General features: G+C 72.6%; 25 protein-coding genes. 8 read left to right on the plus strand and 17 right to left on the minus strand.

Features of this window, described 5'->3' with window-relative positions; translation table 11 throughout:
• Positions 1 to 6 precede the first annotated feature (6 nt).
• The 5 genes from IG74_RS0114510 to IG74_RS0114530 form a co-directional block, all read right to left on the minus strand.
• Positions 7 to 1,263: an aspartate aminotransferase family protein gene (locus IG74_RS0114510; RefSeq protein ID WP_030675623.1), complete on the minus strand. Its 1,257-nt coding sequence runs from the start codon at positions 1,261 to 1,263 to the stop codon at positions 7 to 9.
• An 85-nt stretch (positions 1,264 to 1,348) separates the two neighbouring features.
• A complete protein-coding gene (locus IG74_RS0114515; protein ID WP_030675626.1) occupies positions 1,349 to 5,572 on the minus strand; it encodes a non-ribosomal peptide synthetase in 4,224 nt (1,407 codons plus the stop codon).
• A complete protein-coding gene (locus IG74_RS0114520; RefSeq protein ID WP_030675628.1) occupies positions 5,569 to 6,153 on the minus strand; it encodes a DUF6309 family protein in 585 nt (194 codons plus the stop codon). Before IG74_RS0114520 ends, IG74_RS0114515 begins: the two co-directional genes overlap by 4 nt.
• A 15-nt stretch (positions 6,154 to 6,168) precedes the next feature.
• Positions 6,169 to 6,969, minus strand: coding sequence for a phytanoyl-CoA dioxygenase family protein (locus IG74_RS0114525; RefSeq protein WP_051854893.1), 801 nt, complete (start codon positions 6,967 to 6,969; stop codon positions 6,169 to 6,171).
• 95 nt (positions 6,970 to 7,064) lie between these two features.
• On the minus strand, positions 7,065 to 7,910 hold the full coding sequence (locus IG74_RS0114530; RefSeq protein WP_158857621.1) for a hypothetical protein: 846 nt from the start codon (positions 7,908 to 7,910) through the stop codon (positions 7,065 to 7,067).
• Between the two features lie 827 nt (positions 7,911 to 8,737).
• On the opposite strand from IG74_RS0114530, the gene IG74_RS0114540 reads away from it, so the two are divergent.
• Complete coding sequence (locus IG74_RS0114540; protein ID WP_030675638.1) at positions 8,738 to 9,133, plus strand: ATP-binding protein; 396 nt, start codon at positions 8,738 to 8,740, stop codon at positions 9,131 to 9,133.
• 224 nt (positions 9,134 to 9,357) lie between these two features.
• Here the strand turns inward: IG74_RS0114540 and IG74_RS0114545 are convergent, their stop codons facing one another.
• The gene (locus tag IG74_RS0114545) at positions 9,358 to 10,200 is read right to left on the minus strand and encodes an RNA polymerase sigma factor SigF (RefSeq protein ID WP_030675641.1); all 843 of its coding nucleotides are present in this window, start codon (positions 10,198 to 10,200) and stop codon (positions 9,358 to 9,360) included.
• Positions 10,201 to 10,420: 220 nt separating this feature from the next.
• Between IG74_RS0114545 and IG74_RS0114550 the strand changes: the two genes are divergently transcribed.
• Positions 10,421 to 10,630 (plus strand): hypothetical protein, encoded by a 210-nt coding sequence (locus IG74_RS0114550; protein WP_030675644.1) that lies wholly within the window; start codon positions 10,421 to 10,423, stop codon positions 10,628 to 10,630.
• On the opposite strand, the gene IG74_RS0114555 is transcribed toward IG74_RS0114550, so the two are convergent.
• Positions 10,627 to 11,046, minus strand: coding sequence for a VOC family protein (locus IG74_RS0114555; protein ID WP_030675647.1), 420 nt, complete (start codon positions 11,044 to 11,046; stop codon positions 10,627 to 10,629). The genes IG74_RS0114550 and IG74_RS0114555 overlap by 4 nt on opposite strands.
• A 451-nt stretch (positions 11,047 to 11,497) precedes the next feature.
• Here IG74_RS0114555 and IG74_RS0114560 point away from each other — a divergent pair, with 451 nt between their 5' ends.
• Positions 11,498 to 12,079, plus strand: a complete 582-nt coding sequence (locus IG74_RS0114560; protein WP_030675650.1) for a YdcF family protein — start codon at positions 11,498 to 11,500, stop codon at positions 12,077 to 12,079.
• Between the two features lie 390 nt (positions 12,080 to 12,469).
• Positions 12,470 to 13,165, plus strand: coding sequence for a DUF4232 domain-containing protein (locus IG74_RS0114565; RefSeq protein WP_030675653.1), 696 nt, complete (start codon positions 12,470 to 12,472; stop codon positions 13,163 to 13,165).
• Between the two features lie 23 nt (positions 13,166 to 13,188).
• On the opposite strand, the gene IG74_RS0114570 is transcribed toward IG74_RS0114565, so the two are convergent.
• On the minus strand, positions 13,189 to 13,584 hold the full coding sequence (locus tag IG74_RS0114570) for a RidA family protein (RefSeq protein ID WP_030675656.1): 396 nt from the start codon (positions 13,582 to 13,584) through the stop codon (positions 13,189 to 13,191).
• A 179-nt stretch (positions 13,585 to 13,763) separates the two neighbouring features.
• Between IG74_RS0114570 and IG74_RS0114575 the strand changes: the two genes are divergently transcribed.
• Positions 13,764 to 14,744: a helix-turn-helix transcriptional regulator gene (locus IG74_RS0114575; RefSeq protein ID WP_030675659.1), complete on the plus strand. Its 981-nt coding sequence runs from the start codon at positions 13,764 to 13,766 to the stop codon at positions 14,742 to 14,744.
• 23 nt (positions 14,745 to 14,767) lie between these two features.
• On the opposite strand, the gene IG74_RS0114580 is transcribed toward IG74_RS0114575, so the two are convergent.
• From IG74_RS0114580 to IG74_RS0114600, 5 genes are all read right to left on the minus strand, one after another.
• On the minus strand, positions 14,768 to 15,865 hold the full coding sequence (locus IG74_RS0114580; protein WP_030675663.1) for a hypothetical protein: 1,098 nt from the start codon (positions 15,863 to 15,865) through the stop codon (positions 14,768 to 14,770).
• A 92-nt stretch (positions 15,866 to 15,957) separates the two neighbouring features.
• Entirely contained in the window at positions 15,958 to 16,326 is a 369-nt protein-coding gene (locus tag IG74_RS0114585; RefSeq protein WP_030675666.1) for a VOC family protein, read from the minus strand.
• Positions 16,327 to 16,415: 89 nt separating this feature from the next.
• Positions 16,416 to 17,420 carry an iron-containing redox enzyme family protein gene (locus tag IG74_RS0114590; RefSeq protein WP_037825396.1) on the minus strand — a complete coding sequence of 335 codons (1,005 nt, stop codon included), beginning with the start codon at positions 17,418 to 17,420 and terminating at the stop codon, positions 16,416 to 16,418.
• Positions 17,417 to 17,668, minus strand: coding sequence for a CDGSH iron-sulfur domain-containing protein (locus tag IG74_RS0114595; protein ID WP_030675672.1), 252 nt, complete (start codon positions 17,666 to 17,668; stop codon positions 17,417 to 17,419). Before IG74_RS0114595 ends, IG74_RS0114590 begins: the two co-directional genes overlap by 4 nt.
• Positions 17,652 to 18,365 (minus strand): HemK2/MTQ2 family protein methyltransferase, encoded by a 714-nt coding sequence (locus IG74_RS0114600; protein WP_078868777.1) that lies wholly within the window; start codon positions 18,363 to 18,365, stop codon positions 17,652 to 17,654. The genes IG74_RS0114595 and IG74_RS0114600 overlap by 17 nt, the downstream gene beginning before the upstream one ends.
• Positions 18,366 to 18,599: 234 nt before the next feature.
• Here IG74_RS0114600 and IG74_RS0114605 point away from each other — a divergent pair, with 234 nt between their 5' ends.
• Positions 18,600 to 19,268 carry a LysE family translocator gene (locus tag IG74_RS0114605; protein ID WP_030675675.1) on the plus strand — a complete coding sequence of 223 codons (669 nt, stop codon included), beginning with the start codon at positions 18,600 to 18,602 and terminating at the stop codon, positions 19,266 to 19,268.
• Between the two features lie 35 nt (positions 19,269 to 19,303).
• Here the strand turns inward: IG74_RS0114605 and IG74_RS0114610 are convergent, their stop codons facing one another.
• The 3 genes from IG74_RS0114610 to IG74_RS0114620 form a co-directional block, all read right to left on the minus strand.
• On the minus strand, positions 19,304 to 20,278 hold the full coding sequence (locus IG74_RS0114610; protein ID WP_051854895.1) for a hypothetical protein: 975 nt from the start codon (positions 20,276 to 20,278) through the stop codon (positions 19,304 to 19,306).
• Positions 20,279 to 20,355: 77 nt separating this feature from the next.
• A complete protein-coding gene (locus IG74_RS0114615; protein ID WP_030675680.1) occupies positions 20,356 to 21,123 on the minus strand; it encodes a hypothetical protein in 768 nt (255 codons plus the stop codon).
• A 2-nt stretch (positions 21,124 to 21,125) separates the two neighbouring features.
• The gene (locus tag IG74_RS0114620) at positions 21,126 to 22,199 is read right to left on the minus strand and encodes a class I SAM-dependent methyltransferase (RefSeq protein WP_030675682.1); all 1,074 of its coding nucleotides are present in this window, start codon (positions 22,197 to 22,199) and stop codon (positions 21,126 to 21,128) included.
• Positions 22,200 to 22,484: 285 nt separating this feature from the next.
• Here IG74_RS0114620 and IG74_RS0114625 point away from each other — a divergent pair, with 285 nt between their 5' ends.
• Positions 22,485 to 22,883 carry a DUF4232 domain-containing protein gene (locus IG74_RS0114625; RefSeq protein WP_051854896.1) on the plus strand — a complete coding sequence of 133 codons (399 nt, stop codon included), beginning with the start codon at positions 22,485 to 22,487 and terminating at the stop codon, positions 22,881 to 22,883.
• Positions 22,884 to 23,027: 144 nt separating this feature from the next.
• On the plus strand, positions 23,028 to 23,237 hold the full coding sequence (locus IG74_RS0114630; protein WP_030675685.1) for a hypothetical protein: 210 nt from the start codon (positions 23,028 to 23,030) through the stop codon (positions 23,235 to 23,237).
• A 32-nt stretch (positions 23,238 to 23,269) separates the two neighbouring features.
• On the opposite strand, the gene IG74_RS0114635 is transcribed toward IG74_RS0114630, so the two are convergent.
• Positions 23,270 to 24,292, minus strand: a complete 1,023-nt coding sequence (locus tag IG74_RS0114635) for a hypothetical protein (protein WP_324607502.1) — start codon at positions 24,290 to 24,292, stop codon at positions 23,270 to 23,272.
• Positions 24,293 to 24,312 lie beyond the last annotated feature (20 nt).

Raw genomic sequence — 24,312 nt, forward strand, 5'->3', positions numbered from 1 at the left:
GAGCCGTCACCGGACGGCCGCGGCGACGGCGGCGGACCACAGCGTCAGCGCCTCGTCGACCTGCTCGGCGGTGACGACGAGCGCCGGGATCATCCGTACGACGTTGCCGTGCACCCCGCAGGTCAGCAACAGCAGGCCCCGCTCGGCGGCGGCCTGCTGCACGGCGCGGGCGAGCGCCGCGTCGGGCGCGCCGTCGGGGCCGCGGAACTCGCTGGCCAGCATCAGGCCGGTGCCGCGCACGTCGACGATGGCCGCGACGTCGGCGGCGGTCTTGCGCAGCCCGTCCGCGAGGCGGCGGCCCTGCGCGGCGGCGTTGGTCACCAGGCCCTCGTCGCGGATGACGTCGAGGGTGGCGAGGGCCGCGGCGCAGGCCACGGCGTTGCCGCCGTAGGTCCCGCCCTGCGAGCCCGGCCGGGCCCGGCCCATCAGCTCGACGGACGCGGCGATCGCCGACAGCGGGAAGCCGCTGGCCAGGCCCTTGGCGGTGATGAGCACGTCCGGGACGACGTCGGCGGAGTGCTGGTGGGCCCAGAACCGCCCGGTGCGGCCGAAGCCGGTCTGGATCTCGTCGAGGACCAGCAGGATCCCGTGCCGGTCCGCGCGCTCCCTGAGCCCGGCGAGGAAGCCGGGCGGCGCGGGCACGTAACCGCCCTCGCCGAGGACGGGTTCGACGAAGATCGCCGCGGTCTCCTCGGGCGCGCTCACGGTGGCGAGGACGTGGTCGAGGCCGTGCAGCGCGTGCTCGACGGCCGCCTCCTCGCTCAGGCCGAGCGCGAAGGCGTGCGGGAACGGCGCCACCGCCACGCCGGGCATCAGCGGGCCGCTCCCGGCGCGGAAGCGGGTGCCCGCGGTGCTCATCGCCGCCGCGCCCATGGTGCGCCCGTGGAAGGACCCGTCGAGCACGATCACGTTCTGCCGCCCGGTGGCGTGCCGGGCGAGCCGCAGGGCGGCCTCCACGGCCTCGCTGCCGGAGTTGAGGTAGAACAGCGCGTCGAGGCCCGCGGGCAGGACCTCGCCCAGGCGCTCGGTCAGCGTGAGCAACTGGTCGTGCATGACGGTCGTGTACTGGCCGTGGATGAGCTGTCCCGCCTGCCGGCGCACGGCCTCGACCACCCGGGGGTGGCAGTGGCCGGTGTTGGTCACGCCGACGCCCGCGGTGAAGTCCAGGTAGCGGCGGTCGTCGGCGTCGTACAGGTACATCCCCTCGCCGCGGGTGGCGACCACGGGCGTGGCCTGCTGGAGCACCGGGGAGAGCTGGGGCATCGCGTCACTTCCTAGCGTTCGGTGGCCCGCCGGGGGGCGGGGCCAGTGAGGGTTCGGCCCGGGTGGGGCCGTGGTGCGGGGTGGTTCAGCGGGCCGGGTCGGCCGGGACCGGGGACCGGTGCGGCAGGAACCCGGCGTCGGCGGCCCAGGTCAGCGCGGCCGACCACCACTCCGCGGTCGGCTCGGCGAACCGCACCCCGAGCCGGTCGAGCACGGACTGGGTCCAGGCGCTGTCGACGACGACGTTGCGGTCGCCGAGCTGGGACCAGGTGGAGGCGAGCCGGGCCATGGTCGGATGGTGCTGCTCCGCGCGGGCGAGCGCCGCGGCGAACGTGGCGTCGTCCGTGAGCCGGATCGGATAGCCGTGCCGGACCATCCACGCCACGAGGTCGTCGTGGGCGACGGTGTGCGGCGACTCCTCGTGGTAGACGCCCGGCGCCGCGTGCGCCTGGGTCGCGAGCGCCGCGATCCCCGCCGCCACCGTGTCCACGTGGGAGAACTCGAACGTCGTCGCCGGCCTGCGCGGCGCCGCCCCGGCCAGCACGTAGCCGCGCACGGTCTGGTAGATCCGGTTGTCCGCGACGTTGCGCTGGAACGCCCCGGTCCTGCTGTGCGCCGCGATGTGGCCGCTGCGGTGGACGTAGGCCTGACGGCCGGAGGCGGCCCAGGCCCGTACGGTCTCCTCGGCGTGGAACTTCACCTTCTCGTACGGGGTGCGGAAGCTCTGCCCGATGCGCAGGTCGGCCTCGCTGAAGCGGCGCGCGGGCCCCTCCACCTCGCCCGACACCGCCAGCGTGGAGACGTGGTGGAAGCGGGCCCCGGGGGTGTGGGCGTCGATCCAGTGGAGCAGCCGCCGCACGGCGGTGTGGTTGGTCCGCTCCAGGTCCGCGGGCGAGGCCACCAGGCGGACGTCGGCCGCCGCGTGCACGACCACCTGGGCCGTGCGGGCGCGGGCGAGCCCGGCCGGGGTCAGACCGAGGCCGTCCGCGGTGATGTCACCGGCGATCGCCTCGGCGCCGCCCAGCCGCCGGGCCGCCTCGGCATCGTTGTCGCCGCGTACCAAGCAGGTCACGCGCGCGCCCCGGGCGGCCAGTTCGGCGAGCACGTGCCCGCCCAGATAGCCGGTCGCCCCGGTCAGCAGGACGGACACCGGCTCGCGCACGACCGTCCAGTGCCCGCGTGCGGGCGCGATGCCGGTGTGCACCAGCTGGCCGGACGTGGACACCGCCGCCTTCGCGTACGCGGGCGGGGCGGTGTCCGCGGCGGCGGCCACCGTGCGGGCGAACGAGTCGACGATCCGCTCCGCGCTCTCGTGCGACAGGCGCGGCCAGGCGTAGACCAGGTCGGTCACCAGGCGGCCTTCGACGATCCGGGCGGTGAGGCGAAGGCGGTAGAGCGAGTCCCCGGTGGCGCAGCGGGCCGCCCCCGCCTGCTCGTCCGCCACCGACCAGTCGAGGGACGGCTCGTCGGGCAGCCGGAAGGTGCCCAGGAAGTTGAACGCCGCCTCGGGGCGGGCCCCTTCGACGTCCATGGGCAGCTGGGGCGCGCGGCGGACGAGGTCCTCGACCCGTGCGGTGCGCGCGGGCCCGTCGGCCGCCCCGCCCGCGTCGACGGCCAGCCACTTGACGGCGGTGAACCAGCCCACCGTGTCCAGGTACTGGCCGTCGTCGCCCGCGGTGCCGCGGCCGTGGGTCTCCACCTCCACGCCGAGGCTCCGCTGCCCGCTCCAGGCCAGGGTGGCGTCGGTGAACGCCGCGAGCAGCACCGCCTCCAGGCGCTGGGCGCCGCCGTGGCGCTCCAGGAGCCGGCCGGTCGCCTGCTCGTCGAGGCTCCACACGAGGGTCGCCGGTTCGGTGCTCGACGTGGCGTCGTCCACCGGGAGCCGGGGCGCGACCGCCGGGTGCGCCGCGGCCGTCGCGGGCGTGGTGGCGGCCCAGGCGTAGAAGTCGGCCGTCGGCGACAGGTCGGCCCGCTGCCCCGAGCGCGCCGCCCGGTAGGCGACGGCGAGGTCGTCGAGCAGGATGCGCCAGGAGAGGCCGTCGACGACGAGGTGGTGGGCGATCAGCGCGAGCCGGTCGTCGGTGCCGGGGCCGCCGGCGAACAGGTGCACCCGCAGCAGGCGCCCGGCTTCCGGGTCGAGGCTGCGGTGCAGCTCGGTACAGAGCGCCCCGACCGTCTCGGGCAGCGGGTCCCCGGGCCGCAGCCGCGAGTGGCTCACCGCGTCCAGGTCGCCCGCGGGCCGCAGCGGGCCGGGGCCGCCGGGGCCGAGCGGTCTGCGCAGCGCCGTGTGCCGGTGCAGCACGGCCTCCACGGCCCGCGCCAGGGCTCCGGCGTCCACACGCTCGCGGCAGCGCAGCAGCACGGACTGGTTCCAGTGCCGCGGTTCGTCGACGGGCTGGCGGAACAGCCACCGCTGGGCGGGCGCCAGGTGGCGCGGCTCGGCGGCCAGGGTCTCGGTGCGCGGCTGCGGCCGCCGCCGGGAGGAGGCGGCGACCGCCGCGAGCCGGGTGGGCGTCGGGTGGCCGTAGAAGTCCTCGAACGCGACGCGGTGGCCGCGGCGGCGCAGGAACGCGATGGTGCGCATCGCGAGGATCGAGTCCCCGCCCAGGCTCAGCACGTCCGCGTGCGGGTCCACGACGGGCAGGCCGAGGGCGTCCGCCCACAGCTCGCACAGGGCGTGCGCGAGCGAGGCGGCGGAGCGGTCGGCGGGCCGCCCGGCGGCGGGCTCGGGTCGCGCGGTGCGGGCCCTGGACTCGATGAGGCCGGAGACGATGCCGCTCAGCCGGGCACGGTCGAGCTTGCCGTTGGCGCCGAAGGGGAACTCCGGCAGCGCGAGGACGGGCTGCGGCACGGAGTAACCGGGCAGCCGGTCGTGCAGGTGCGCGCGGAGCGCGGCGAGCGTCCCGTCCTCGTCGCGCCCGCCGGTCAGGCGTACGGCGGCGAGGAGCTGGCTGCCCGCCGGGGTCTCGCGGACGATGACCGCGCCCTGGCCGACGCCCGGGAACTCCTCCATGGCCCGCTCGATCTCGGCGGGGTCGACGCGGAAGCCCCGGACCTTGACCTGGCGGTCGGAGCGGCCGACGAAGACGAGGTTGCCGTCCGGCCTGCGGCGGCACACGTCGCCCGTGCGGTACATGCGCCGCCCGGCGTGCGCGATGAAGCGGCGTGCCGTCTCGTAGGGGCGGCCGAAGTATCCGGCGCTCACGCCGCGCCCCCCGATGTGGAGTTCGCCCTCGGTGGCGTCGGGGTCTGCCGTCCCGGGCGCGCGGGTGTCGGGCACGAGCCGCAGTTCGACCTCGCCGATGGCGGTGCCGATGGGGACGGTGGGCTCGTCCTCCGGCAGGTCGGCCGTGGTGGTGGCGAGGAAGCAGGTGGCGCCGACGGTGGTCTCGGTCGGACCGTAGTGGTTGGCGACGCGCGCGGCTGTCGCGTCGTCGAGCAGGCGCGCGGCCAGCGACCGGGGCAGGGCCTCGCCGCCGAGCAGGACGGTGTCCAGGGCGGGCGCGTCGGACGGCCGCCCGGCGAGGAGTGCCGTGAGGTGCGACGGCGTCGTCTTGAGCACCGAGACCCCGGCCTCGCGCACCGCTGCCCAGAACGCCTCCGGGTCCCGCGCGGTCGTGTCCGGCACGACGTGCACCGAACCCGCGGTCGCGAGGGCGAGCAGCCAGGAGGTGTGCCCGAGGTCGGCGGCCAGGGTGGTGACGTGGGCGACGCGGGGCGCGTCGGCGTCGGTCAGGCCGAGCCGGTCGCGCAGGGCGAGCGCGTAGTGCGCGGCGTTGGCGTGGGTGACCGCGACGGCCTTCGGCTCCCCGCTGGATCCGGAGGTGAAGGACAGGTACGCGAGGTCGTCCGGCGCGCAGGCGGGCGCGGCGGCGGGCGCGGGCGCGCTCGCGGCGAGGTCGTCCACGTCGATGACCTCGGTGCGGTACGGCTCGGGCGCGCGCAGGTCCCCGGTGGTGGTCAGGGCGTGGCGCACCTTGACCGCGTCGAGCCGTCGGTGCACGTCGCGCGGGCTCCACCCCGGGTCGACCAGGACGGCGGCGGCGCCCGCGCGCAGGACGCCGTGCAGCAGCACCAGCATGCGGGCGTCGCGGGGGCCGAACAGCGCGACGCGGTCGCCGCGTTCGGTGCCGAGCCCGGCGATGCGGGCCGCGATGTGCCCGGCCGCGGTGTCGAGCTGCCGGTGGTCGAGGGTGCGGGTCCCGTCGCTGAGGGCGGGCCGGTCCGGGTGGGTCAGGGCGTGGTGGACGAGCAGGCCGGGCAGCGTGGCGTCGGGCAGCGAGGCGGGGGAACGCATCGCTCGCGTCATGGGCGCAGACCTCCGGTGGTGGCGTTCGGTGCGCTGTCGCTCGCGGCGGTCGGGGCGAGCGGGGTGAGGTCACCGGCGATGTGGGCGGTCAGCTCCGCGCGCGGTGACAGGCGTTCCGCCAGCTCCCAGGCGAGCAGGCGGTGCAGGCCGTCGAGGTGGACCAGGCCGTCGTCGGTGGGGAGGTCCGCGTAGTGGTCGTGCGGGATCGGCCGCGTGGTGAGGTAGATGGAGGAGAACGCTTCGGTGCGGAACCGGGTGATCTTGCCGGTGCAGACGGGGTTGGCCGCCGTGAACTCCGCCTCGTGGGCGCGCAGCAGGTCCGCCGCCTGGCCGACGGTGAGGCCGGTGCGCGGGACGAGTTCGCGGCCGCCGCCGCAGCCGAGGTGCCAGGGCAGCAGCACCGAGCGGACGTCGGCCCGGGAGAGCCGGATCGTGGACCAGGTGCCGAAGGTCGCGTCGGCCAGGCGCAGCGCGCTGTCCGCGTCCTCGTTGGTGTTGACCTCGTGGGCGCGGCTGACGGGATGGTCCCGGTGGAAGAGGGCGCGCACCTCGTCGAAGGTGGTGGGGCCGATGATCTGCATCCGTGCCGTCCTTTCTCACGCCTGCCTGGCGTACTCGGTGAAGTGCCGCTCCGCGAAGAGCTCCGGCCAGCGCCCGCCGTCGAGTTCGAGGGCGCGGGCCGTGCTGAGCATGTGCCGCCAGTAGGGCTTCACGGGCCGCCAGCGCGCCCCGGTCTGGCAGTACGACGCGTCGACGAAGTAGCGGGGCAGGCTGCCGGGCGGGTTCGGCGCGGGTCTGCGGGCGTGCAGCAGCGCGGAGTTGATGACCACGGTCGAGCCGGGCGGCAGCGCGTCGATGACGACCTCGCCCGGGAGTTCGGTGGTGCCGAGGTGGGCGAGCGCCGACTTGGTCCAGGGCCGCTGGTGGGAGCCGGGCACCAGGGTGAGGTTGCCGACCGTGCCGTCGAGGCCGCCGAGGTAGTGCAGCGCGTGCACCATCGCCAGGTCGGGGTCGCCCGCGTCGTTGGGTTCGTGGTCGTGGTGCCACGGCTTGCCGGGCGCGCCGGGGTTGTGCCGGTCACTGTGCAGATGGTGGAAGACGAACGGCGCGCCCATGAGGTCGGCTATGACCCGCAGCAGCGGCTCGTGGGTGATGAGTTCGCCGTGGGCGGGCAGCTCCAGCTCCATGACGGGCGGCGGATCGTCGTCGGGGCCCGGATCGAGGCAGGCGGCGATCGAGCGGGACCGCAGCCCGTCGTCCACCCAGCGGTCCACTTCCGGCACGAGCCGGTCCCGCAGCGCCGCGGGCAGCAGGGCGGGCAGGACCAGATAGCCCGACTCCGCGAAGTGCTCCCGTTGTGCCGACACCGTCCCGTTGCCCTCGTAGAACAATGGCATACACCCCACACCTTTCCATGGCCAGGAATGACGTAGTGAATTGCGGATGTTATCAGCGCGATATCAGCCGTCGCTCCGAATTGATCAAAGTCGGCTTAATTCCCGCCGGTTCGACTCGGTTGCGACGCAGGAATTACCGGCGCTCCGGCCGCTTCCACACGTGAAGACCCGGATCTCCCCAATGGCGAGAAATGAGTACCGAGCCAGACGAAAACCTGAATGACCGCGATGGTCGTGAACAACGCCGCGACCCCGAACTCGACGACCAGCCAGCCGCCGAGCAGCGAGCTGACCGGTATGGCCGCGAAGGGAATGGCCCGCTGCAGCCCCACCACCCTGCCGAGGAATTCCGGATCGACCGCGCCCTGCCGATAGGTGCGCCAGGGCACGATGAACGTGGAGGTCGTCGTGCCGACGACGAACCAGCAGACGATGAGCGCGCCGATGCCGGGCTGGAACGCGGGCAGCGTCAGGGCGAGGGCCTTCACGGCCATGGCCGCGCCCATGAGCGCGCCCGCCGAGAACCGGCGCAGCAGCAGGGGTGCGGCGGCGGCGCCGAGCGCGGCCCCGAGCCCCTGTGCCGCCGCCACCACCGCGAGCGAGGCCGGGACGTCCCCGTCGGGCCCGGCCACGATGTAGACGAGGTTGGCCGCCGCCGCGGGGAAGGTGAAGTTGGCCAGGGTCAGCAGGACCGTGGCCCACAGCAGGGCGCGCTCCCGCACGACCATGCGCAGCGCGGCGACGGAGTCGGGCCTGGGCCCGAGGAGCGTGACGACCGCGACCCCGGCGACCGGGCCGAGCATGCCGAGCGTGCCGTCCGCGCCCTGGACCCAGGCGTTCATCGCGGCCCGCCGCTCCTTCGCGACCCGCTCGGTGATGAACCCCTGGAACGCGGGGAACGAGAACGGCCGTACGCAGCCCAGCAGAAAGGCCGCCGCCATCACAAGGCGAAGCGGAATATCCAGTCCCCGCTGCTGGAGATGATGAAGGCCACGCGTAACAGCCGCTCGTCCCGCCGCTGTTCATCCCGCTTCCCCGCGGGTCGCCGGTACTGCGCACAGGCGGTGCGGGCGGAGCGCGTGACACGTAAGCGCCGCCGCCCATGCGTGTGCACAGCAATCACGAACCCTCCCCGCAAGAAAAGGAAAAGAAAACGGAAGCGCTCACGGGGGTCGTCCGTGGTGCCCTGGGGTCTCGCTCGGCTCGGGCTCAGAGAAGCACAGGAAGCTCAGGTTCCGCCATCCTCGTCCTACCATCTGAGACCATTTCAACATGTGCAACGCAGGGGATTTCACCATGTGCAACGGCGGGAATTCCAGCGGTGCTTGGCGGGGGAATCTACTCGCGCCTCTAATGGAAAGGCAAGACGTTGACGGGGTGTTGCACCAGGAGTATGGTCTACACCACTTCTGCGAGAATGTGCTGGTCACCGCAGTGTGCGCTCGCGCCCTCGCGCCCTCGCGCCGACGCGCCCGATAAACTACTCGCAAGTCATACCGACGAGTTAACAACGTACCCGCGTGCCGCATTCGAGCCGACCGACGCCCATTCCATTCCCACGCGGACACCGGAAAGGCAAGGCGGCGCTCCGGCGCGCCGCCGCGCTTGTGGCCCACCGGGGTCCGCGCCCATGGCCTTCCCCTCGCCGCCCCTCTCCCACGGCCGGCGCTTCCGCACGATCCGCGTACCGCACCGCAACGACCGCGTAGTCGGCGGGGTTCGGGGCAGGCGATCGGTGTGAACCGCGGAACGACGGGAGGTTGTCGTGATGCACCCTCCGAAGGAGCAGCGAGTGGTGCGCGAGTGGGAGCGTAGCGGGACGGTGTCGGCAGCCGAGGCACGCGCGGCGGCGCGCGCCTTCATGGCCTCGGTGGGGTACGACGACGAGCGGCAGGCGGAAGCGGTGCTCCTGGTCGTGTCGGAGCTGGTGACGAACGCGCTGCGGCACGCCCGCGGCGTGACCGCGCTCCACCTCGGCCACAGCGAACGGGGCCTTACGGTGTCCGTGTACGACGCCGCCGACGAGCCACCGCGCACCCTGCCCCTCGACCCGGCGCGGCCGGGCGGATTCGGACTCCACCTGGTGCGGGACCTCGCGGGACGCCTGGACGTCGAGTGGTGTCCGGTCGGCAAGAGAGTGCGCGCCACCGTGCCGCTGTCGTGAACCCCGGTGCGTCAGGAGGGCAGGCGGATGGCCGCCGCCCGGCGGCGGCCGCTGTGCTCGTCCGACTCCGTGTACCCGCTTCCGTGTACCCGCAGGGGGCGGCGGGGTGCGCCGGGGCGGCGAAGGCGGCGGAGCCAGAAAGAACGTGGCGGGGCCGTTGTCGGCCCCGCCACGTTCACGTCTTTCGCCCAGGCGAATCAGGCGGCTCGGGCGGCTCAGGCAGCTCAGGCCGCTTCGGGCAGCAGGCCCGCGCGCAGCCGGCTGAGGATGCGGTTCAGCAGGCGGGACACCTGCATCTGCGACACCCCGATCCGCTCGCCGATCTCCGCCTGTGTCAGCTCCTCCACGAACCGCATGTGGACGATCTCCCGGTCCCGCTCGGACAGTTCGCCGATCAGCGGGGCCAGGCTGTTGAGGTCCTCCACCAGCTCGTACCCGGCGTCCTCCGCGCCGATGAAGTCGGCGAGGACGGCCTCGCTCTCGTCCCCCGCGGCGCCGGTGAGCAGCGTGGTGTCCAGGGACGAGGACGTATAGGCGTTGGCCGCCTTGCGGGCCTCGATGACCTCGCCCTCGGGCAGGGACATCAGCTCGGCCAGCTCGGCGGTGGTGGGGTCGCGGTCGAGGCGGCTGGAGAGCTCCTCGGTCGCCTTGACCAGCTCGATGCGCGCCTCCTGGAGACGGCGCGGCACGTGCACGGCCCAGCTGGTGTCGCGGAAGAAGCGCTTGATCTCGCCGACGATGTAGGGGACGGCGAACGTGGTGAACTCCACTTCGCGCGTGAGGTCGAAGCGGTCGATGGCCTTGATCAGACCGATCGTGCCGACCTGCACGATGTCCTCCCGCTCGTCACCGCGGTTGCGGTAGCGGGTGGCGGCGTAGCGGACGAGGGAGAGGTTCAGCTCGATCAGCGTGTTGCGGACGTACTGGTGGTCGTGGGTGCCCTCCTCCAGCACGGCGAGGCGTGCGAAGAACTGCTTGGACAGCACGCGGGCGTCGCGCGGCTCGACGGACAACGGCGCTTCGATCAGTGGCAGTTCACCGTCCGTGCCGACGTGCGTTGCGGGCACCTGGACCTCGGACACTGCACCTGTCGCGGCAGCCACACCTTCCACCCTTCTCTCGACGTCACTGGCCCTCCCCTCCCCCGAGGGGGACGTGACGTGCGTCTGCCCGGCACCAGCGGTTCCATGCACACGGATCCACGCGGCCGAGCCGACGGCTCGTCAAGAGCGCCCCTAGGTACTGCTACTCATGCGCGGGCCCACCCGCGCTGCCTAGGGTCGCCCGGTGCCCACCGATTCACCCTCACCACGGCAGCCCTCCGCGCGTAAGCGGGGCTGGTGCTGCTGCCTGCCCCTGGCCCTGTTCCCCGTCGTCTGGCTCCTCGCCGCCGCTCTGCTGCCGGGGGAGGCGGGCCGGGACGCGGGATGGTGGCCGATCTGGGTGGCGGCGGTGGTGTGGAACGGCGGGGACGGCGTGGGCGAACTGCTCGGCTAGGGCGCTCCGGTCGGGGCGTCGGCGACGAGTTCGACCTCGAAGCCGTCGGTGTTCTCCAGGTAGGCGGCGTAGGTCCGTTCACCGCCGGCGTGGGGGTGGCGGTCGGGGAACATCAGGGTCCAGCCGTGCCGCGGCGCCTCGGCGGCCAGGGCCTCCACGGCGTGGTGGTCCTCGACGTGGAACGCCAGGTGGTTCAGGCCGGGCCTGCACCGGTCGTGCCGGTCCGAGGTGAGCGCCGGGGACTCTTCGACGACCAGGTACGTGGCGCCGAGCCGCCAGCTGCGGCCCGTGGCCCAGCTCTGGAACCGCGTGTGGCCGAGGGCCTCCAGGAGCCAGCCGAAGGAGACGACGGCGCGGTCGAGGTCCGGCACCCAGACCTCGACGTGGTGGAGCGTCCCGGTGATGGGTCCGGTCATGCCGTCCTGCCTTCTTGGGTGGGTCCCGAGCGTTCGCGACTCGGGGACTGCGCGGGTGGGGCGGGGCGTCAGGCCGAGCGGCCCGTCGGGGAACCAGCACGTCAGCCCCCATGCGGCGAGGCTAACGGAGGGGTCCGACACCCGGTCACCGGCACCCGGTCACCGGCGACCGGGCCGCAGGGGCGCGGCCGTGGAGAAGCGTTTGGCGACGCCCCGGTCATGTGGCTGCTCGCGGCCCGCCCCATGCCGGAGGAGTCCGCGATGCACACGGCGGTGGAGGGACTCGCCGAACGGAACGCCCGGCTGCTCCCCCTCGGCGCGCGGCCGGGGAGGCCAGCCGTCGATGCCCAGCCGGTCAACAGCCGATCAACTCACGTCAGAGGCCCAGGTCGGACGCGCACACTTGCGCCATCGGCCACCTGACGCGCAGACGACGCCCTAAAGTCACCGCATGCGACGAACGGCAGCATGGGCGGTCGCCGGTGCCGCGGCCCTGGTCTGGAGCGAGTGGCTGAACTGGCGCTGGTCACGCACGCTCGTGGGGCGCCGCGAGGGCGCCGTCGAAGCCGTGGTCGTGCTGGGCTTCCGGAACCCGCAGGCGACGGCGAACCTCGTCAGCCGCTGGCGGGTCCGTGCCGGACTCCGCTCCCTCGCCGCCGACCGCGCGGACAGCACCCGTGTGATCTTCAGCGGCGGCGCGACCGGCGGCGACACCACGGAGGCCCGACTGATGGCCGACTACGCGCAGTCGGTGCTCGGGTTCCGCGGCACCGTGACACTCGAGGACCAGAGCACGACGACGTGGGAGAACATCACGAACGTGATCCCCCTGCTGGAGGACGCGGACCGCATCAAGATCGTCTCCCAGCCGGCACACGCGCTCAAGGCCCGCGCGTACCTGCGGCGACAGCGCCCCGACCTCGCCGAGAGGCTCGTACGCGCGGATGACTACCGCTTCGGCGAGTGGATCGCCGCCAAACCGCTGCTCGCCCTGTACGGACTGTGGAAGCTCCGCGGCCTGAAGCCCTCTTGAACCGACGCCGGGTCGCCCCCGGCACGGACGGGGAGGCCCCGCCACCGGTCGCGGTCAAGGCCCTCCGGGTCACGGGTCTGTCCCAGCGGACGGCCATCGCGAACGGGTGTACGACGGCTGCGTTCACTGCCGCCCCTCGCTGGCGCGGCGGCCGGTATTCGGGTTCCGTTTCCCGAGGTCGGACGGTGGTGGAGCAGGAGCGCGGGAGGGGCGAGGGATGGCTCGCGGCAGTGCGCGCCGGGCCGGTGCGTGCATGTAACAGGAATGTCTTAGGGGGCAGTTGGGCGGAACGCCTCGCCGGACGGGGCCGGTCCTGGTGGGCAGAAACGCTCGCTCGTGCCGACTCGTGCCGAGCGGCCGACACCTCCCACTGATTCCGAGGAAGCAATGATGCGCGTTCGCAAGCTCACCTTCGCCGCCCTGGCCGTTGCCGCGGGTCTCTCGCTCACGGCCTGCGACGGCGATGACGACTCGGGCCGGAACGACTCGTCGTCCTCGTCCAGTTCGTCGTCCTCGGCGGGCGGCTCGGGCTCGGGCGGTACGGAGCAGGACGGCGGGAAGGGCTCATCCGACAAGGACTCCCCCGGCAAGGACTCCGCCGCGAAGGGCTCCGGCGGACAGGGCGCGACCGCGGGGAGCGGCTCCGACGCCGACGCGAAGGGCGGCAAGTGCCGCACCGACGAGCTCGACGTCACCGCGTCGGACAGCACCATCGACGGCGACACCGAGGGCACCGTCGCGGTGACGTTCAAGAACGGCGGCGGCCGCGACTGCACCCTGTCCGGGTACGCGGGCGTCGACCTGAAGACCGCCGAGGGGGACCTGTCCGCCCGGCGCAGTGGTGAGCGGGCCACGCCGATGACCCTCAAGGACGGGGGTTCGGTGTCCTTCGGCGTCACCTACCCGGTCAACGACTCGGGCGGCTCCGGCGTCCGGGTCACCGGTCTCGTGGTGACCCCTCCGGGCGAGACGAAGTCGGTCGGCCTGGAGTGGCCGGGCGCCGCCACCCTGCCGGTCACCGACGGCTCCGGCTCCCCCGTGAAGGTGGGCCCGATGGGCAGTGCCGGCCAGGGCGGGGCGAACTGAGCGGCGTCAGCGACGAGGTCGCCTCACGCCACGGCGGTCCCCTCCAGCTCGACCAGCTGGCCGGGGACCGCCAGTCGCGTCACCTCCAGCATGGTGGAGGCCGGTGCCACCCCGGCGGCACCCAACCGCGCCGCCAGCACGCCGTAGTGCGGGAAGAGCCGGTCGACGTCGGTCGTGTAGACGTTGAGCCGGACGAGGTTCGCGAGGGACATACCGGCCTCGCCGAGCACGGCCTCCAGGTTGTCGACGCTCAGCGCCAACTGCGCCGCGATGTCACCGTCGTGCTGGGGCTTGCCGTCGCCGCTCATCGCGGTCTGCCCCGAGACGTACAGGGTCCGGGTGTGCCCGGAGACGAGTTCGCCCTGGTTGAACCCCAGCTCCTGCGACCACGTCACCGGGTTGACCGCGGTTCTTTCCACTGCCACATCAGCTCCATTCGATACGTCGGGTGTACGTACGTCCAGCGACTCGGTGGCCACTTCCTCCGACGCGTGGACCACCGCCCCTAACGCCGTGGGCCACCGCCTCTGACGTCGTGCTGATGAGCCTGCCAACAAATCACGACACCCTCAGTCACGTATTCGATTAGCGTTCTTCCATGCGTGCCGATCGGCTGGTCTCCCTGGTCCTGCTGCTGCGCCGGCACGGCCGGATGACGGCGACCGCGCTGGCGCGCGAGCTAGAGGTGTCCACCCGTACCGTGCTGCGCGACATCGAGGCGCTGTCGGCGGCGGGCGTCCCGGTCTACGCCGAGCGCGGCAGGCACGGCGGCTTCGCGCTGCTGCCCGGTTTCCAGACCGAGCTGACCGGGCTGAACCACGACGAGGCCCTCGCCGTGCTGACCGCCGGATCGGTCCGCGGCGAGCAGGTGCTCGGCCTCGGCCCGGCCCTCGCCTCGGCCCTGCGGAAGGTGGTCGACGCGCTGCCCGAAGGCCACCGGGCCACCGCGAGCGACGCGGCCCAGAGGTTCCTCGTGGACCCGGAGACCGACCTGCTCGCACGCCGTCAGGTCGTCGACGAGGTACCCGACACCATCATGATCGAGGTGAGGCGCGCGGTGCTCGCGGGACACAAGCTGCGCATCCACTACGCGGCCACCGGCCAGGGCCCGCAGTGGCGCACGGTGGACCCGATCGGCCTGGTCACCGTGCGCGACCGGGGCTATCTGCTGGCCACGAGGGCTGGCGCGGACCGCACCTACCGGCTGTCCCGCGTCCTGGCCGCCGAGGAACTCCCCGCGGCGGCGGAGCGACCTCAGCGGGTCGACCTGGACCGGATCTGGCAGGACCGCTCCGCGCGGTTCCTCTCCGACGGCGACCACGTCACCGTGCGGATGCGGGTGAACCCGGCGCGGCGGGAGGAACTCCTGGACACCGCCCTGGCCGTCCGCGCGGAAGAGCCCGGCGCGGACGGCTGGCTGCGCCTGGAGGTGACCTTCCAGGACTCCCGGCACGCCGAATGGGCCCTGTGGCAGCTCAACACGGACGCGGAGGCCCTGACCCCGCAGTCGCTGCGCACCGCCCTGCACGACCGCGCCACCACGATCGCCGGCCGGTACGGCGCCCCGCCCTCAGCCTGAGAACCCCTGCGGGTCCGGGCTCGTCACGACCGCGTGGCGGTCCCGCACCCGACCCCGGAACCCTGCCGCATGCGGTCGTCCATGGACGTGCTCCGGTCGTACGGGTCGACCTCGGGGCCGCTCCCGGAGCCGCTGGCGGACCGCTCGGAGCTGAACGTCGGCGTGAAGTAGCCGGTGACGTTGTCGCAGCCTCCGTTGGTGAAGTCCGCCTTGTACGACACCAGGGAGAGCGTGCCGGGCTCGGTGATCACCCGCGCCGGGTCGTCCCAGCTCATCACCACCTCCCTGCGCACGATGGTGCGAGCGACTTCGTCGCTTCCCCGCACGGCCCGCACGACCGGATACACGTACGTGACGTCGCTGACGACCTCGACCGCGCCGCGCTTCCCCTCCCGGAACGTGATTCGTCCCCGCGTCTTGACCACGTCACCGGCAGGCCGCACCTCGGCCTTGGGGAAGCGGCTGAACAGCAGCAGGGGGTCGTTCTTCCGGCTGGGCGCGCGGAACGCGGTGGCCAGGTAGTCCTGAACGTCCTGCTGGCGCGGGTTGATCAGCGCGATCGCCTTCGCGGGCCGCCGGCCCCGCAGCACACCCGGGTCCAGGCTGGACGCGGCGAGGAAGTCCCGGCTCCGGGTGAGCGCCCGGGCGACCTGGTCCTTGCTCATCCAACCCGTCGCGCGCGCCGACGGCATGTGGATCCCCGCCACTCCGTCGCCCCACCTCGCCGCGGGCGAACCCTTGAACGGCCGGTCCAGCGTGGGCAGTTGCTCGGCCTCCAGCGCCGGTGGCCGCGTCGGCCGTTCCGACTCCTGGGCGAGCGGCGCGGATTCGCCGCCGTCGCTCCCGAACCATCCGGTGACCTGGCCCGACGCCAGCGCCGCCACCAGCAGGACGGCGGCCACCACCATCCCGACCACGTACCGGGCCGTGCCGCCCCGGCGCCGCGGCGCGGGCCGGTGCGTGCGCCACCCGTCCGGCGGACCGGGCTGCTCCCGCAGGCGCCGCCCCACCATCCTGGCCCGCGCCGAGGGCTCCTCCGGCGCGCCCGGCGTCCCCGCCCCTGCGTCCCGGAGGAAGCGCTCCCACTCCTGGTCCGATATCTCCCTGTCCCCACTCACGATGCGCTCCGCGCCCCCGCCCTCTCGCCCCTCAACCCCTTCGTTCCCTTACTCCATCACACAGCTTCACCGCGTCGCCACAAACCCCGAGCGCTTCAGGCGCGGCACAGGCAGAACGGATGGCCCGCCGGGTCGGCGTAGACGCGGAAGCCGCGGCGGCCGTCCTGGTCGTCCAGGTCCAAGGGCATGGCGCCGAGCCACAGGGCCTGGCTCTCGGCCGCTTCCATGTCCGTGACGTGGAAGTCGAGGTGCAGCTGCTGGGAGTCGTCCGCGCGGGGCCACCGAGGCGGCCGGTGGCCCTCGGCCCGCTGGAAGGCGATGCGATGGCCGCCCGGCGCGTACAGGTCGTACCAGTCGTCGCCGTCCTGCTTGACGTCGCCCCCGAGGAGCGCGGCGTAGAACCCCGCCAGGGCAGCGGGATCGGGGCAGTCCACGGCGACGAGACAGTAGGTGGCTACGGGCATGGTGTTCTCCTTGTCCACGTCTGCGACACGTTCTCTCGTCGGCTACGGGTGCCCTGGGGCAGGGTTCGCACACCGCGGCCTCGGCGGCGTCAGGGAGCGAGCAGTGCGCTGCGGCCCTGCCGCCAGGCGTCCAGGAGGCGGGCGCCGAGGCGGTCTTCCACCACGCCGGTGGCGCGGACGCCGAAGGCGACCTGGGCGTCAAGGGCGGGTTCGGCGGCGAGGAGACCGCCGACGACGTCGCGGCGCACCACCTGCTCGTGCACGGCATCCGCCTCCACGTGTTCGTCGTAGAACCGCTGGGCGGCGGGTCCCGCACCGGTGCGGCGCAGGGCCTCGGCCAGCCGCCGCGAGCCTGGCGGGGACGTCGCTTCGACGGACGCGAAATGCCCGACGAGCGCCCCGCGCAAGGCGCGGTGCAGGCCGAACAGGGACATGAGGTTCACGGGGGCGAGGGCTTCGGCGGGGGCTGCCGGGAGGTAGTGGCCGTAGGCCGTCTCCAGACCCAGGTCGGCCATGAGGTCGGCGAAGAGCCGCGCGTGGACGTCCTCGGCGCGCCCGGCCCCGAACTCGTCGAACTCGACGGCCACCATGGCCGCCTTGGCCCGGCCGTGCAGCCGGGGGATGACCCAGGCGTGCGGGTCGGCCTCCTTCAGGTGGTACAGCGAGCGCAGCGCCACGTACTCCCTGAGCTGCCACAGCTCCCCGTCACGCTGGAGGTGGTGACTGACGCTGCTCTCGTCGTGTCCGGCGGGCTCCACCAGGAGCGCGGCCAGCGCCTCTTGGGCGCTTTCGCGCGGGGGCGCGTCGGCGCGCAGGGCCTCCAGGAAGCGCTGCTCCAGGGCGGGACGCAGGGTCAGCAGGGCCGGGTCCCACTCCCGCTCGTCGGCCACTGCCGCGAACCCTTGGTAGTGGAGTTCGTAGAGCACGTACAGGGCGAGCTGGAGGTCGTCTCCGTACGCGTCGGCGTCCCGCGCCTCCTGCGGCGAGGGCGCTGCCGCTCCGGCCCGCAGGGCGGCGATGACTCCACCGGACAAGTCACCGCGGGCGTCGGGGAGTTCTGGACTGCGGTGCCGCGGCTCCACGAAGACGGTCACGACGAGGCCTCCCACTGCTCGCTGTCCGGCACCGGCGGCCGCTGCCCTCGGGGCCTCTCCCGCTGGCGATGACTCGTATCGCACCACGGGTACGTGCGGCTGCGGCGGCAGGTGCAGACCGCCACCGCGAAGCGGCACGAAACGTGCACGGTGCCGTCGTCGCCGACCACCTCCACCGGGCCCTCGATGAGGAGGGGTCCGTCGCGGTCGATCGTGACGCGGCGCGGGCGCTCAGCTGCGTTCGGCACGGATGACCACCAGTTCCTCGCAGATCTCGTCCTCGCCGATGAGGTCGCGTCGGCGCAGCCACGCCCGGCGGGAGCGCAGGACAGGTCCGAAGGGGACGAGCTCCCTGTCGATGACCCGGGCATCCATGCCGAGGCCCGTCAGGCGGCTGAGGGTGGTGTCCACGCCGCACAGCGCCGAGTGCACGATCAGCAGGACGCCGCCGGTCCGCAGGGTGCGGGCGCCCACGTCGCAGACGCGATCCACGAGCGCCCTCCCGTCGAGGCCGCCGTCCCATGCGCGTGCCGCCCCGCGCCGGGGCGGTTCCCACGAGAGGGACGGCACGTACGGGGGATTGCTGACGACGAGTTCGTACGGTCCCCGGGGGAGGTAGGAGGTCAGGTCCCGGCGGCGCACCGTGACCGACTGCCCGGCGAGGAAGGCGTTGACGCGGGTGGTCAGGACCGCTCTCCAGGAGATGTCGAGGGCCGTCACCTCCGCTCCGAGCCGGGCCGCGGCCACGGCGAGGGCCCCGGAGCCGGTTCCCAGGTCCAGCACGGGAGCGGCGTCGCCGATGTCCTCGCGGTACAGGGCCCGGGTCAGGAGCGCGGTGTCGCACTGCGGTGCGTACACGCCCGGCGGTGTGAGCAGCCGGGCCCGTCGGACGGGTGGGGGCAGGGGTGTCCGCACCCGCGTGGGTGTCCGCACGCGCGTGGTCATCTGGTGCCTTCCGTCGGTCGGGGCTCCACGGCAGGAAGTCCTCTCTTCACCCTCCGCCGGTTCGCACCCGGTCGCCACTTCTGCTATTACAGCGGGCGACGCGATGCGAACCGTGCGGAGTTTTCCCATTCTTCCGTTCGCCCCTGAGTGCCCGAACGAGAGCTCCCCACACCTCACACCGATGTGAATTCAGGCAGCGCAATCAGGTCTTGCATATGGGGTATACGTGTCTTCATGTTCTCTGACGTGGAGTGGGCGACGTTCTTCCCCGCGGCTCTGCTGGTGGCGGCCACGCCCGGCGCAAATCAGCTGCTGAGCCTGCGAAATGGCTTGCGTCATGGCCTCGCTCCCGCGATGAGCGCGTCGTTGGGGCGCTTCACGGCCTTCGCCCTCATGGTGGTGGGCGTGGCGGCGGGACTGGGCGCGGTCCTTGCCGCCTCGGCGGTCGCTTTCAACGTCATCAAGTGGTGCGGTGTGGCCTACTTGGTGTGGCTGGGCGGAAGGACCCTGGTCACGGCCCTGCGTGGCCGCTCCGACGGCGAGCGGGAGGCGGGAGCGGGCCGGCCCGCCGCAGACGGCGCCGACCGCCAGGACGGGGTGCGGTCCTGGCGGCTGGCACGGCAGGAGTTCCTGGTCGCGGCGTCGAACCCCAAAGCCTTGATTCTCTTTACTGTTTTCCTCCCTCAATTCCTCGTCCACGACGCCGGCGATGTCGCCGTCCCGCTGTTGCTGCTCGGTGTCGCGTATATCGCTGTCGAATTCCTCTGCGCGTGCGGCTACGCGGCCTTGGGAAGCCGGCTGCGGAGCATGGGGATCTCCCGGCGTACTCGGCGCGTACTGGATGGCTTCACGGGGGTGGCGATGCTGGGGCTCGCCGGGTGGCTCGCGACGGAACAGCATTGATCGCGCGCCATGCGTTTTCGGGTCGGATCGCGCTTTCAGGCCGTATGGCCGAGGGGGAGGATGGGAATTCCTTCCCGGCGGCAGTAGGCGGCGGGGCGGCGGACGGCGCGGCGCAGCTCGCGCCAGTTGCCGAGGGTGCGCAGCAGGCCGTCGTCGGGAGCGCTGTGCCAGAAGCGGTTCTCGTCCTGGTCCCCCAGCAGGGGGCAGAACAGGGACACGGCCAGGGTGATGCGGTCACCCCGGGAGACGGGGGTGACGGCGTGGTACACCCTGCTCCCCCGGGTGAACACGGTGTCCCCGACGTGCTGGAAGGAGGCGGTGTGCACGTCGGGGTGCGATGCCCCCGCGGCGGTGATCTCCTCCCGGTGGATGTCGAAGTCGCGGGGGTGACCGCGGTAGTAGAGGTAGTCCCCGCCGGTGTGTTCGGTGTGATCGGACAGCGTCATGGTGAAGACGTAGTTCATGCCGTCGAGGTGCCACTTGGCGACCGCGGGGTCGGCGCCGTCCACGGGCGGTTCGTAGTAGTTGATCTGGACTCCGGCGTTGCGCAGCGGATGCGGTATCAGCGGGACGCCCACCAGCCGGGAGGCGTTGCGGAGGAACGCCGGATCGCGGACCATCGCGCGTACGAACGGTGAGACGGCCTCGACGTTGCGCAGCCGGTGGGAGACGACGTAGTCGTTGTGGACCGCGCACGCCTTGAGGTCACGGCAGATGGTCCGCAGCACCTGGGCCCCCTGGGCGGTGAGCAGTTCGACCGGCCCTGCCATCGCGAGGTCGTCGGGGAGCCCTTCCCTGCCGTGGAGTTCCGCGGTGGTGTAGTCGAACGCGGCCATCCGCGTGGAGCCGACGCCCGTCTGAGGGAAGTCGGCGACGAAGCCGGGCTCCCAGGAGGGCTCGTCGAGGTGGTGGGGGACGCCGTCCTCGGCGGTGTGCAGGGAGCGCCGCAGCCGGTCGAGGCCGGTGGTGATGGCGGCGACCCGGTTGGTGTCGGGGGCCGTGGTGATCATGCGTTTCTCCTAGGTCTCATCCCAGTGTGGTCCGGTCCGGGGCCGGTCGAGGCCCGGGTCCGGTCCGGGTCTCGTCGCTAGCGGCTGCCTGCCCGGTACAGGCCCGCCTGGTACTGCTGGTCCTCGATCCACTCGTCGCGTACGGAATCGATCGGGTCGTCGAGCAGGAGACGCGCGAGGCTGTTGCCGTCCTTCCAGGGCTCCTTGGTGGAGCGCATGACCAGGACGAGGGTGATGCGCTCGCCGTCCGTCAGGGGTTCGGCGGTGTGCAGCAGGCGGCGCCCTTGCATCAGGACCGCGTGTCCGGTGCGCTGAGGTACGCGGGCGTGTCCGTGCAGGGGAAGGGCACCCTGATGCCGCATCTCCCAGCGGCCGTCCTCCGGGGAGCCCGGATAGACCAAGGTGGCGCCGCCCTCCGCGGGCCCGCTGGTGTACAGGGGAATGAGCTCGACCATGGCGGCGCCGTCCGTGTGGTGCTCGATGGGGATCTCACCGGGGCGGTAGAAGTTGATGTGGGAGGCGGCCCGCGTGATCGGGTACGGCTCCAACTCGGTGCCCGCCAGCTGCCCGAGGCGTTCCAGGCGGCTCGGGTCGCGCATGAGCTTCTTCACGTCCGGGACGGCCTCGTGGGCCGCCCGGAGGTGCCGCAGCTTCAGATGGCGATCGGCGCTGCGGGCCTCCCACTCGTGCCGGGCGCACGCGCGCGCGGCGGCGAGGATGCCGTCCAGCAGGGACTGCGGGTAGTCATGGGCGTAGCGCGCGTAGCCCAGGGGTGAGACGGCCTGCACGTCGTGGGCCTGGCCGGTGACATCGGTGAGGCTGCGCCGTTCCAGCAGAGTCCACATGGTCAGGCCCGTTCGTCGATGGTGACGACGGCGCTGAGCGAATGCCCCACCCCCAGGCCCGGGGAGAGCCGGTGTTCCACGGCCCGCAGTCCGCGTGCCACCATCGGGCCGCCGACGGCCGCGGGGAGCCTGCGCACGCGGTCGCTCGCCCCCGCGGCGTCCAGCACGTCGTTCCACTGGGTGAACAGCTGGCTGAAGAAGGCCCGTTGCACCGGCGGCGCCTGCTCGGGCACGGCGGGGGCCCGTAGGTCATCGAGGGCGACGGCGGCACCGTCCTCCAGCAGGTTGACCAGCGTGCGGTAGGGCGCCAACCGGGAGTTGAACTGCCCGGTGGCGGTGTGCCGGCCCACCATGATGGAACGGTCGAACAGCTGCTGCCGCGCTATGCGTCCCCCGGCGTTCCTCGCGGCCTGCCGGATGCAGTCGCGCAGCCCGCCCGCGTCCCAGAAGGTCATGGGTACGTCCCGGGCTTCCTGGCTGCTCTGGAAGAAGCTCATGCGGTACGGCCAGCGCGCACGGTCCCACCGCGACACCCACTCCAGGGAGTAGCGGCCCAGGACGTCCACGACGAGGACGGAGCGGGTCCGGTTGCGCCGGACCGCGGCGAACACCTGCGTCAACGCCGCCTGGAGCTCCTCGGCGGTCAGGTGCGAGTAGGGCACCCCGCAGGACAGATACAGATCGAAGTGGTCCTCGGGGAGGTCCGCGCGGATGTCACCGTGCCAGAACTCCGCGTCGTCCTCCTCATGATGCGTACGGGCCGCCAGCCGCAGCAGGCCCTCGTCCAGGTCAAGGCCCCGGTAGGTGATGCGGGGCAGCTCGGTGAGGGCCCGCGTGGCGTGCAGCGCCCGCAGCAGATGCAGGCCCTCACCGGCACCGCAGCCGATGTCCATCACGCTCAGGCTCGTGGACTTCGGCACCTGCGAGAGCGCCGCCTGGAGGATCGAGAAGGTGACCGGCTCTTCCCACAGCGTCTTCACGGCGTCCCGGCGGTGGCGTGAGGCGTAGTGATCGAGACCCGGCGCGTACGCGTCCGTCGGAGCGGAGCTGCTGGGCGTGGCCATGACGTTCCGCATGGTGCTCCTGGGGCAGTCGGGGGATCGGTTGAGCCCCACGTCCCACGCATGACCCGCCCTAGTCATCCCGTACGCCCGAACCGGCCACTGTCGGCACGAGAGCCACGCCCAGCACCCGCAGATCAACGCCCCGGGCCGCGGAGCGTCCCCTGCTCCCTGCCTGGTGGGCGGACGCATGCAGGAGCCACTGGTTGAAGGCCAAACATGGCCGATACGGCACTGCCCCGCCGCGCCGCGCCAGGCGTCGTAGAGGCGGTCCTCGCGTCGGCCCGCGTAACGCTCCCTGTGGCGCACCCACTCACGGCCTGTGGCGGCGACGACTCCAGGAAGGACTCTTCCGCCAAGGGCTCCTCGTCACCCTCGTCGTCCTCGTCCTCGGAGGGCGGCTCGAAGCCGGAGGGCGGCTCGGAGGCCGGTAACGCGAAGACCGGTTCCGGTGGGGACACGGAGGCAGGGACGGACGCGCAGGGCACGGCGAAGACCGGCGGCAAGGTCACGTTCTGCAAGACGGCGGACCTGGCCATCGATACCGTGGACGCCGCGCCGGACGAGGCGTCCGGCAGGATCGACATCACCATGGTCAACCGGGGTTCGACCACCTGCTCGGCGACGGGCTTCGCGGGCGTCGACATCAAGGGTGCCTACACCGACGTTCAGGTCTACCCCACCCACACGACCGACTAGCGGCAGTGGCTAAGGCACCCCCGTATGTCTAAGGCCCCCCACCCCCACAAGATGCGGAACCTTCCCGATGTGCCGCATCCCCCTGGGAAGCGAAAGTGGAGTCATCGCAGAGAGCAAGACACCACCACCCAGGGGGACACGAAAATGTACGACTACGAACTCCACCAGCTCCGCACCGCCGAACTCGCCGCCCAGGCCGCCCGCCACGGCCTCGTACGGGAAGCCCTCAAGGCCGCCAAGCCGCGCCGCCGGGCACTCCGGGCGCTCGGCCGGGAAGCAGCCGAGGCCCGCCTGACGGCCCGGCGCACCGAGCCCACGACCCGCCGGGCCGACCGCTACACCCGCGCGGCCTGACCCAGGGCGGGCGCCGCTGGTGGACGGGGCGATCAGGAGAAGCGGCGGACGAACACGTCCGACTTGCCGTTGGTGTCACCGGGCACGATGTCGTCGGCCGTGGACTGGAAGACCACGTCACGCCCGTCCGCGCTGACCGCGTCGACCCCGGCCGAGGCGGGCTGGTCCGAGACGACCTCGTCGGTGCCCGCGCGCAGGTCGCGCAGGACGAGCGACGGTCCGGTCGTGTCGTTCGGGGCGTACAGGAGATGGTTGCCGGTGGGATCGATGGCCAGGCCCTTGACGTTCGGCACCCGTTGGGCGGTGCCCGCGCTCACGTCGTGGACGTAGGTGTCGGAGCCCGAGAGGTAGACGACCTTGCTGCCGTCCTCGCTGATCTGGACGATCGTCGCCTCCTTGGACGGGCCCTCGATCGGGTCGGAGATCGAGCCGTGGTCCCCGTCCCACACGAAGACGTCCTTGGCCTTGCCGTCCTGGTAGGCGACGAAGCGGCCGTCCCCACTGATGGACGGCCGGGACGGCGCGGTGTGGTCGAACCAGGCGAGTTCCTGCTTGGTGCCCGCGTGCCAGTCCCACACGTCGATGCGCTGGCTGGACGACGGCCGACCGATGGTGGCGACGTTGGCGACGTAGCGGCCGTCCCCGCTCAGCGAGGGCTGACTGCAGTTGAGGGCGTCGCAGTTGAGGCCGATCGAACTGCCCGCGGTCCACTGAGCCAGCTTGACCTTGGTGTCCCTGAACAACAGCACCCAGTAGGCGGCGTACTCCCCGTCACCGCTGAGCACCGGAGAGGTGATCGGGTAGCTGCCCACCTGCTTGAGCTGCCCCGACGGCTCGTCGCGCAGGTACACCCTTTCGCTGCTCGCTGCGCCGGGTGTGAAGTTCTTCGACGACGACGCGAAGACGATGCGGCGGCCGTCGGTCGTGATCGCGCCACCGGTGGAATCGCCGTCGAACTGACTGCCGTCGGCCGCGACACTGATCCTCGCGACACCGGCTGCGCTGTCACGCGCGGCGCCCGCGGGCTCGGCCGACGCGGCTCCGGGCAGCGCCATGGTGACCGCACACACAGCGA

It is taken from the genome of Streptomyces sp. NRRL B-1347, assembly GCF_000720325.1.
Classification (GTDB): Bacteria; Actinomycetota; Actinomycetes; order Streptomycetales; family Streptomycetaceae; genus Streptomyces.

Bases quoted from the DNA above. Each gene is read 5' to 3' on its own strand.
- IG74_RS0114510 (WP_030675623.1), bottom strand. From the start codon at position 1,263: ATGCCCCAGCTCTCCCCGGTGCTCCAGCAGGCCACGCCCGTGGTCGCC.
- IG74_RS0114515 (WP_030675626.1), bottom strand. From the start codon at position 5,572: ATGACGCGAGCGATGCGTTCCCCCGCCTCGCTGCCCGACGCCACGCTG.
- IG74_RS0114520 (WP_030675628.1), bottom strand. From the start codon at position 6,153: ATGCAGATCATCGGCCCCACCACCTTCGACGAGGTGCGCGCCCTCTTC.
- IG74_RS0114525 (WP_051854893.1), bottom strand. From the start codon at position 6,969: ATGCCATTGTTCTACGAGGGCAACGGGACGGTGTCGGCACAACGGGAG.
- IG74_RS0114530 (WP_158857621.1), bottom strand. From the start codon at position 7,910: ATGGCGGCGGCCTTTCTGCTGGGCTGCGTACGGCCGTTCTCGTTCCCC.
- IG74_RS0114540 (WP_030675638.1), top strand. From the start codon at position 8,738: ATGCACCCTCCGAAGGAGCAGCGAGTGGTGCGCGAGTGGGAGCGTAGC.
- IG74_RS0114555 (WP_030675647.1), bottom strand. From the start codon at position 11,046: ATGACCGGACCCATCACCGGGACGCTCCACCACGTCGAGGTCTGGGTG.
- IG74_RS0114560 (WP_030675650.1), top strand. From the start codon at position 11,498: ATGCGACGAACGGCAGCATGGGCGGTCGCCGGTGCCGCGGCCCTGGTC.
- IG74_RS0114565 (WP_030675653.1), top strand. From the start codon at position 12,470: ATGCGCGTTCGCAAGCTCACCTTCGCCGCCCTGGCCGTTGCCGCGGGT.
- IG74_RS0114575 (WP_030675659.1), top strand. From the start codon at position 13,764: ATGCGTGCCGATCGGCTGGTCTCCCTGGTCCTGCTGCTGCGCCGGCAC.
- IG74_RS0114585 (WP_030675666.1), bottom strand. From the start codon at position 16,326: ATGCCCGTAGCCACCTACTGTCTCGTCGCCGTGGACTGCCCCGATCCC.
- IG74_RS0114600 (WP_078868777.1), bottom strand. From the start codon at position 18,365: ATGACCACGCGCGTGCGGACACCCACGCGGGTGCGGACACCCCTGCCC.
- IG74_RS0114605 (WP_030675675.1), top strand. From the start codon at position 18,600: ATGTTCTCTGACGTGGAGTGGGCGACGTTCTTCCCCGCGGCTCTGCTG.
- IG74_RS0114610 (WP_051854895.1), bottom strand. From the start codon at position 20,278: ATGATCACCACGGCCCCCGACACCAACCGGGTCGCCGCCATCACCACC.
- IG74_RS0114615 (WP_030675680.1), bottom strand. From the start codon at position 21,123: ATGTGGACTCTGCTGGAACGGCGCAGCCTCACCGATGTCACCGGCCAG.
- IG74_RS0114620 (WP_030675682.1), bottom strand. From the start codon at position 22,199: ATGCGGAACGTCATGGCCACGCCCAGCAGCTCCGCTCCGACGGACGCG.
- IG74_RS0114630 (WP_030675685.1), top strand. From the start codon at position 23,028: ATGTACGACTACGAACTCCACCAGCTCCGCACCGCCGAACTCGCCGCC.
- IG74_RS0114635 (WP_324607502.1), bottom strand. From the start codon at position 24,292: ATGGCGCTGCCCGGAGCCGCGTCGGCCGAGCCCGCGGGCGCCGCGCGT.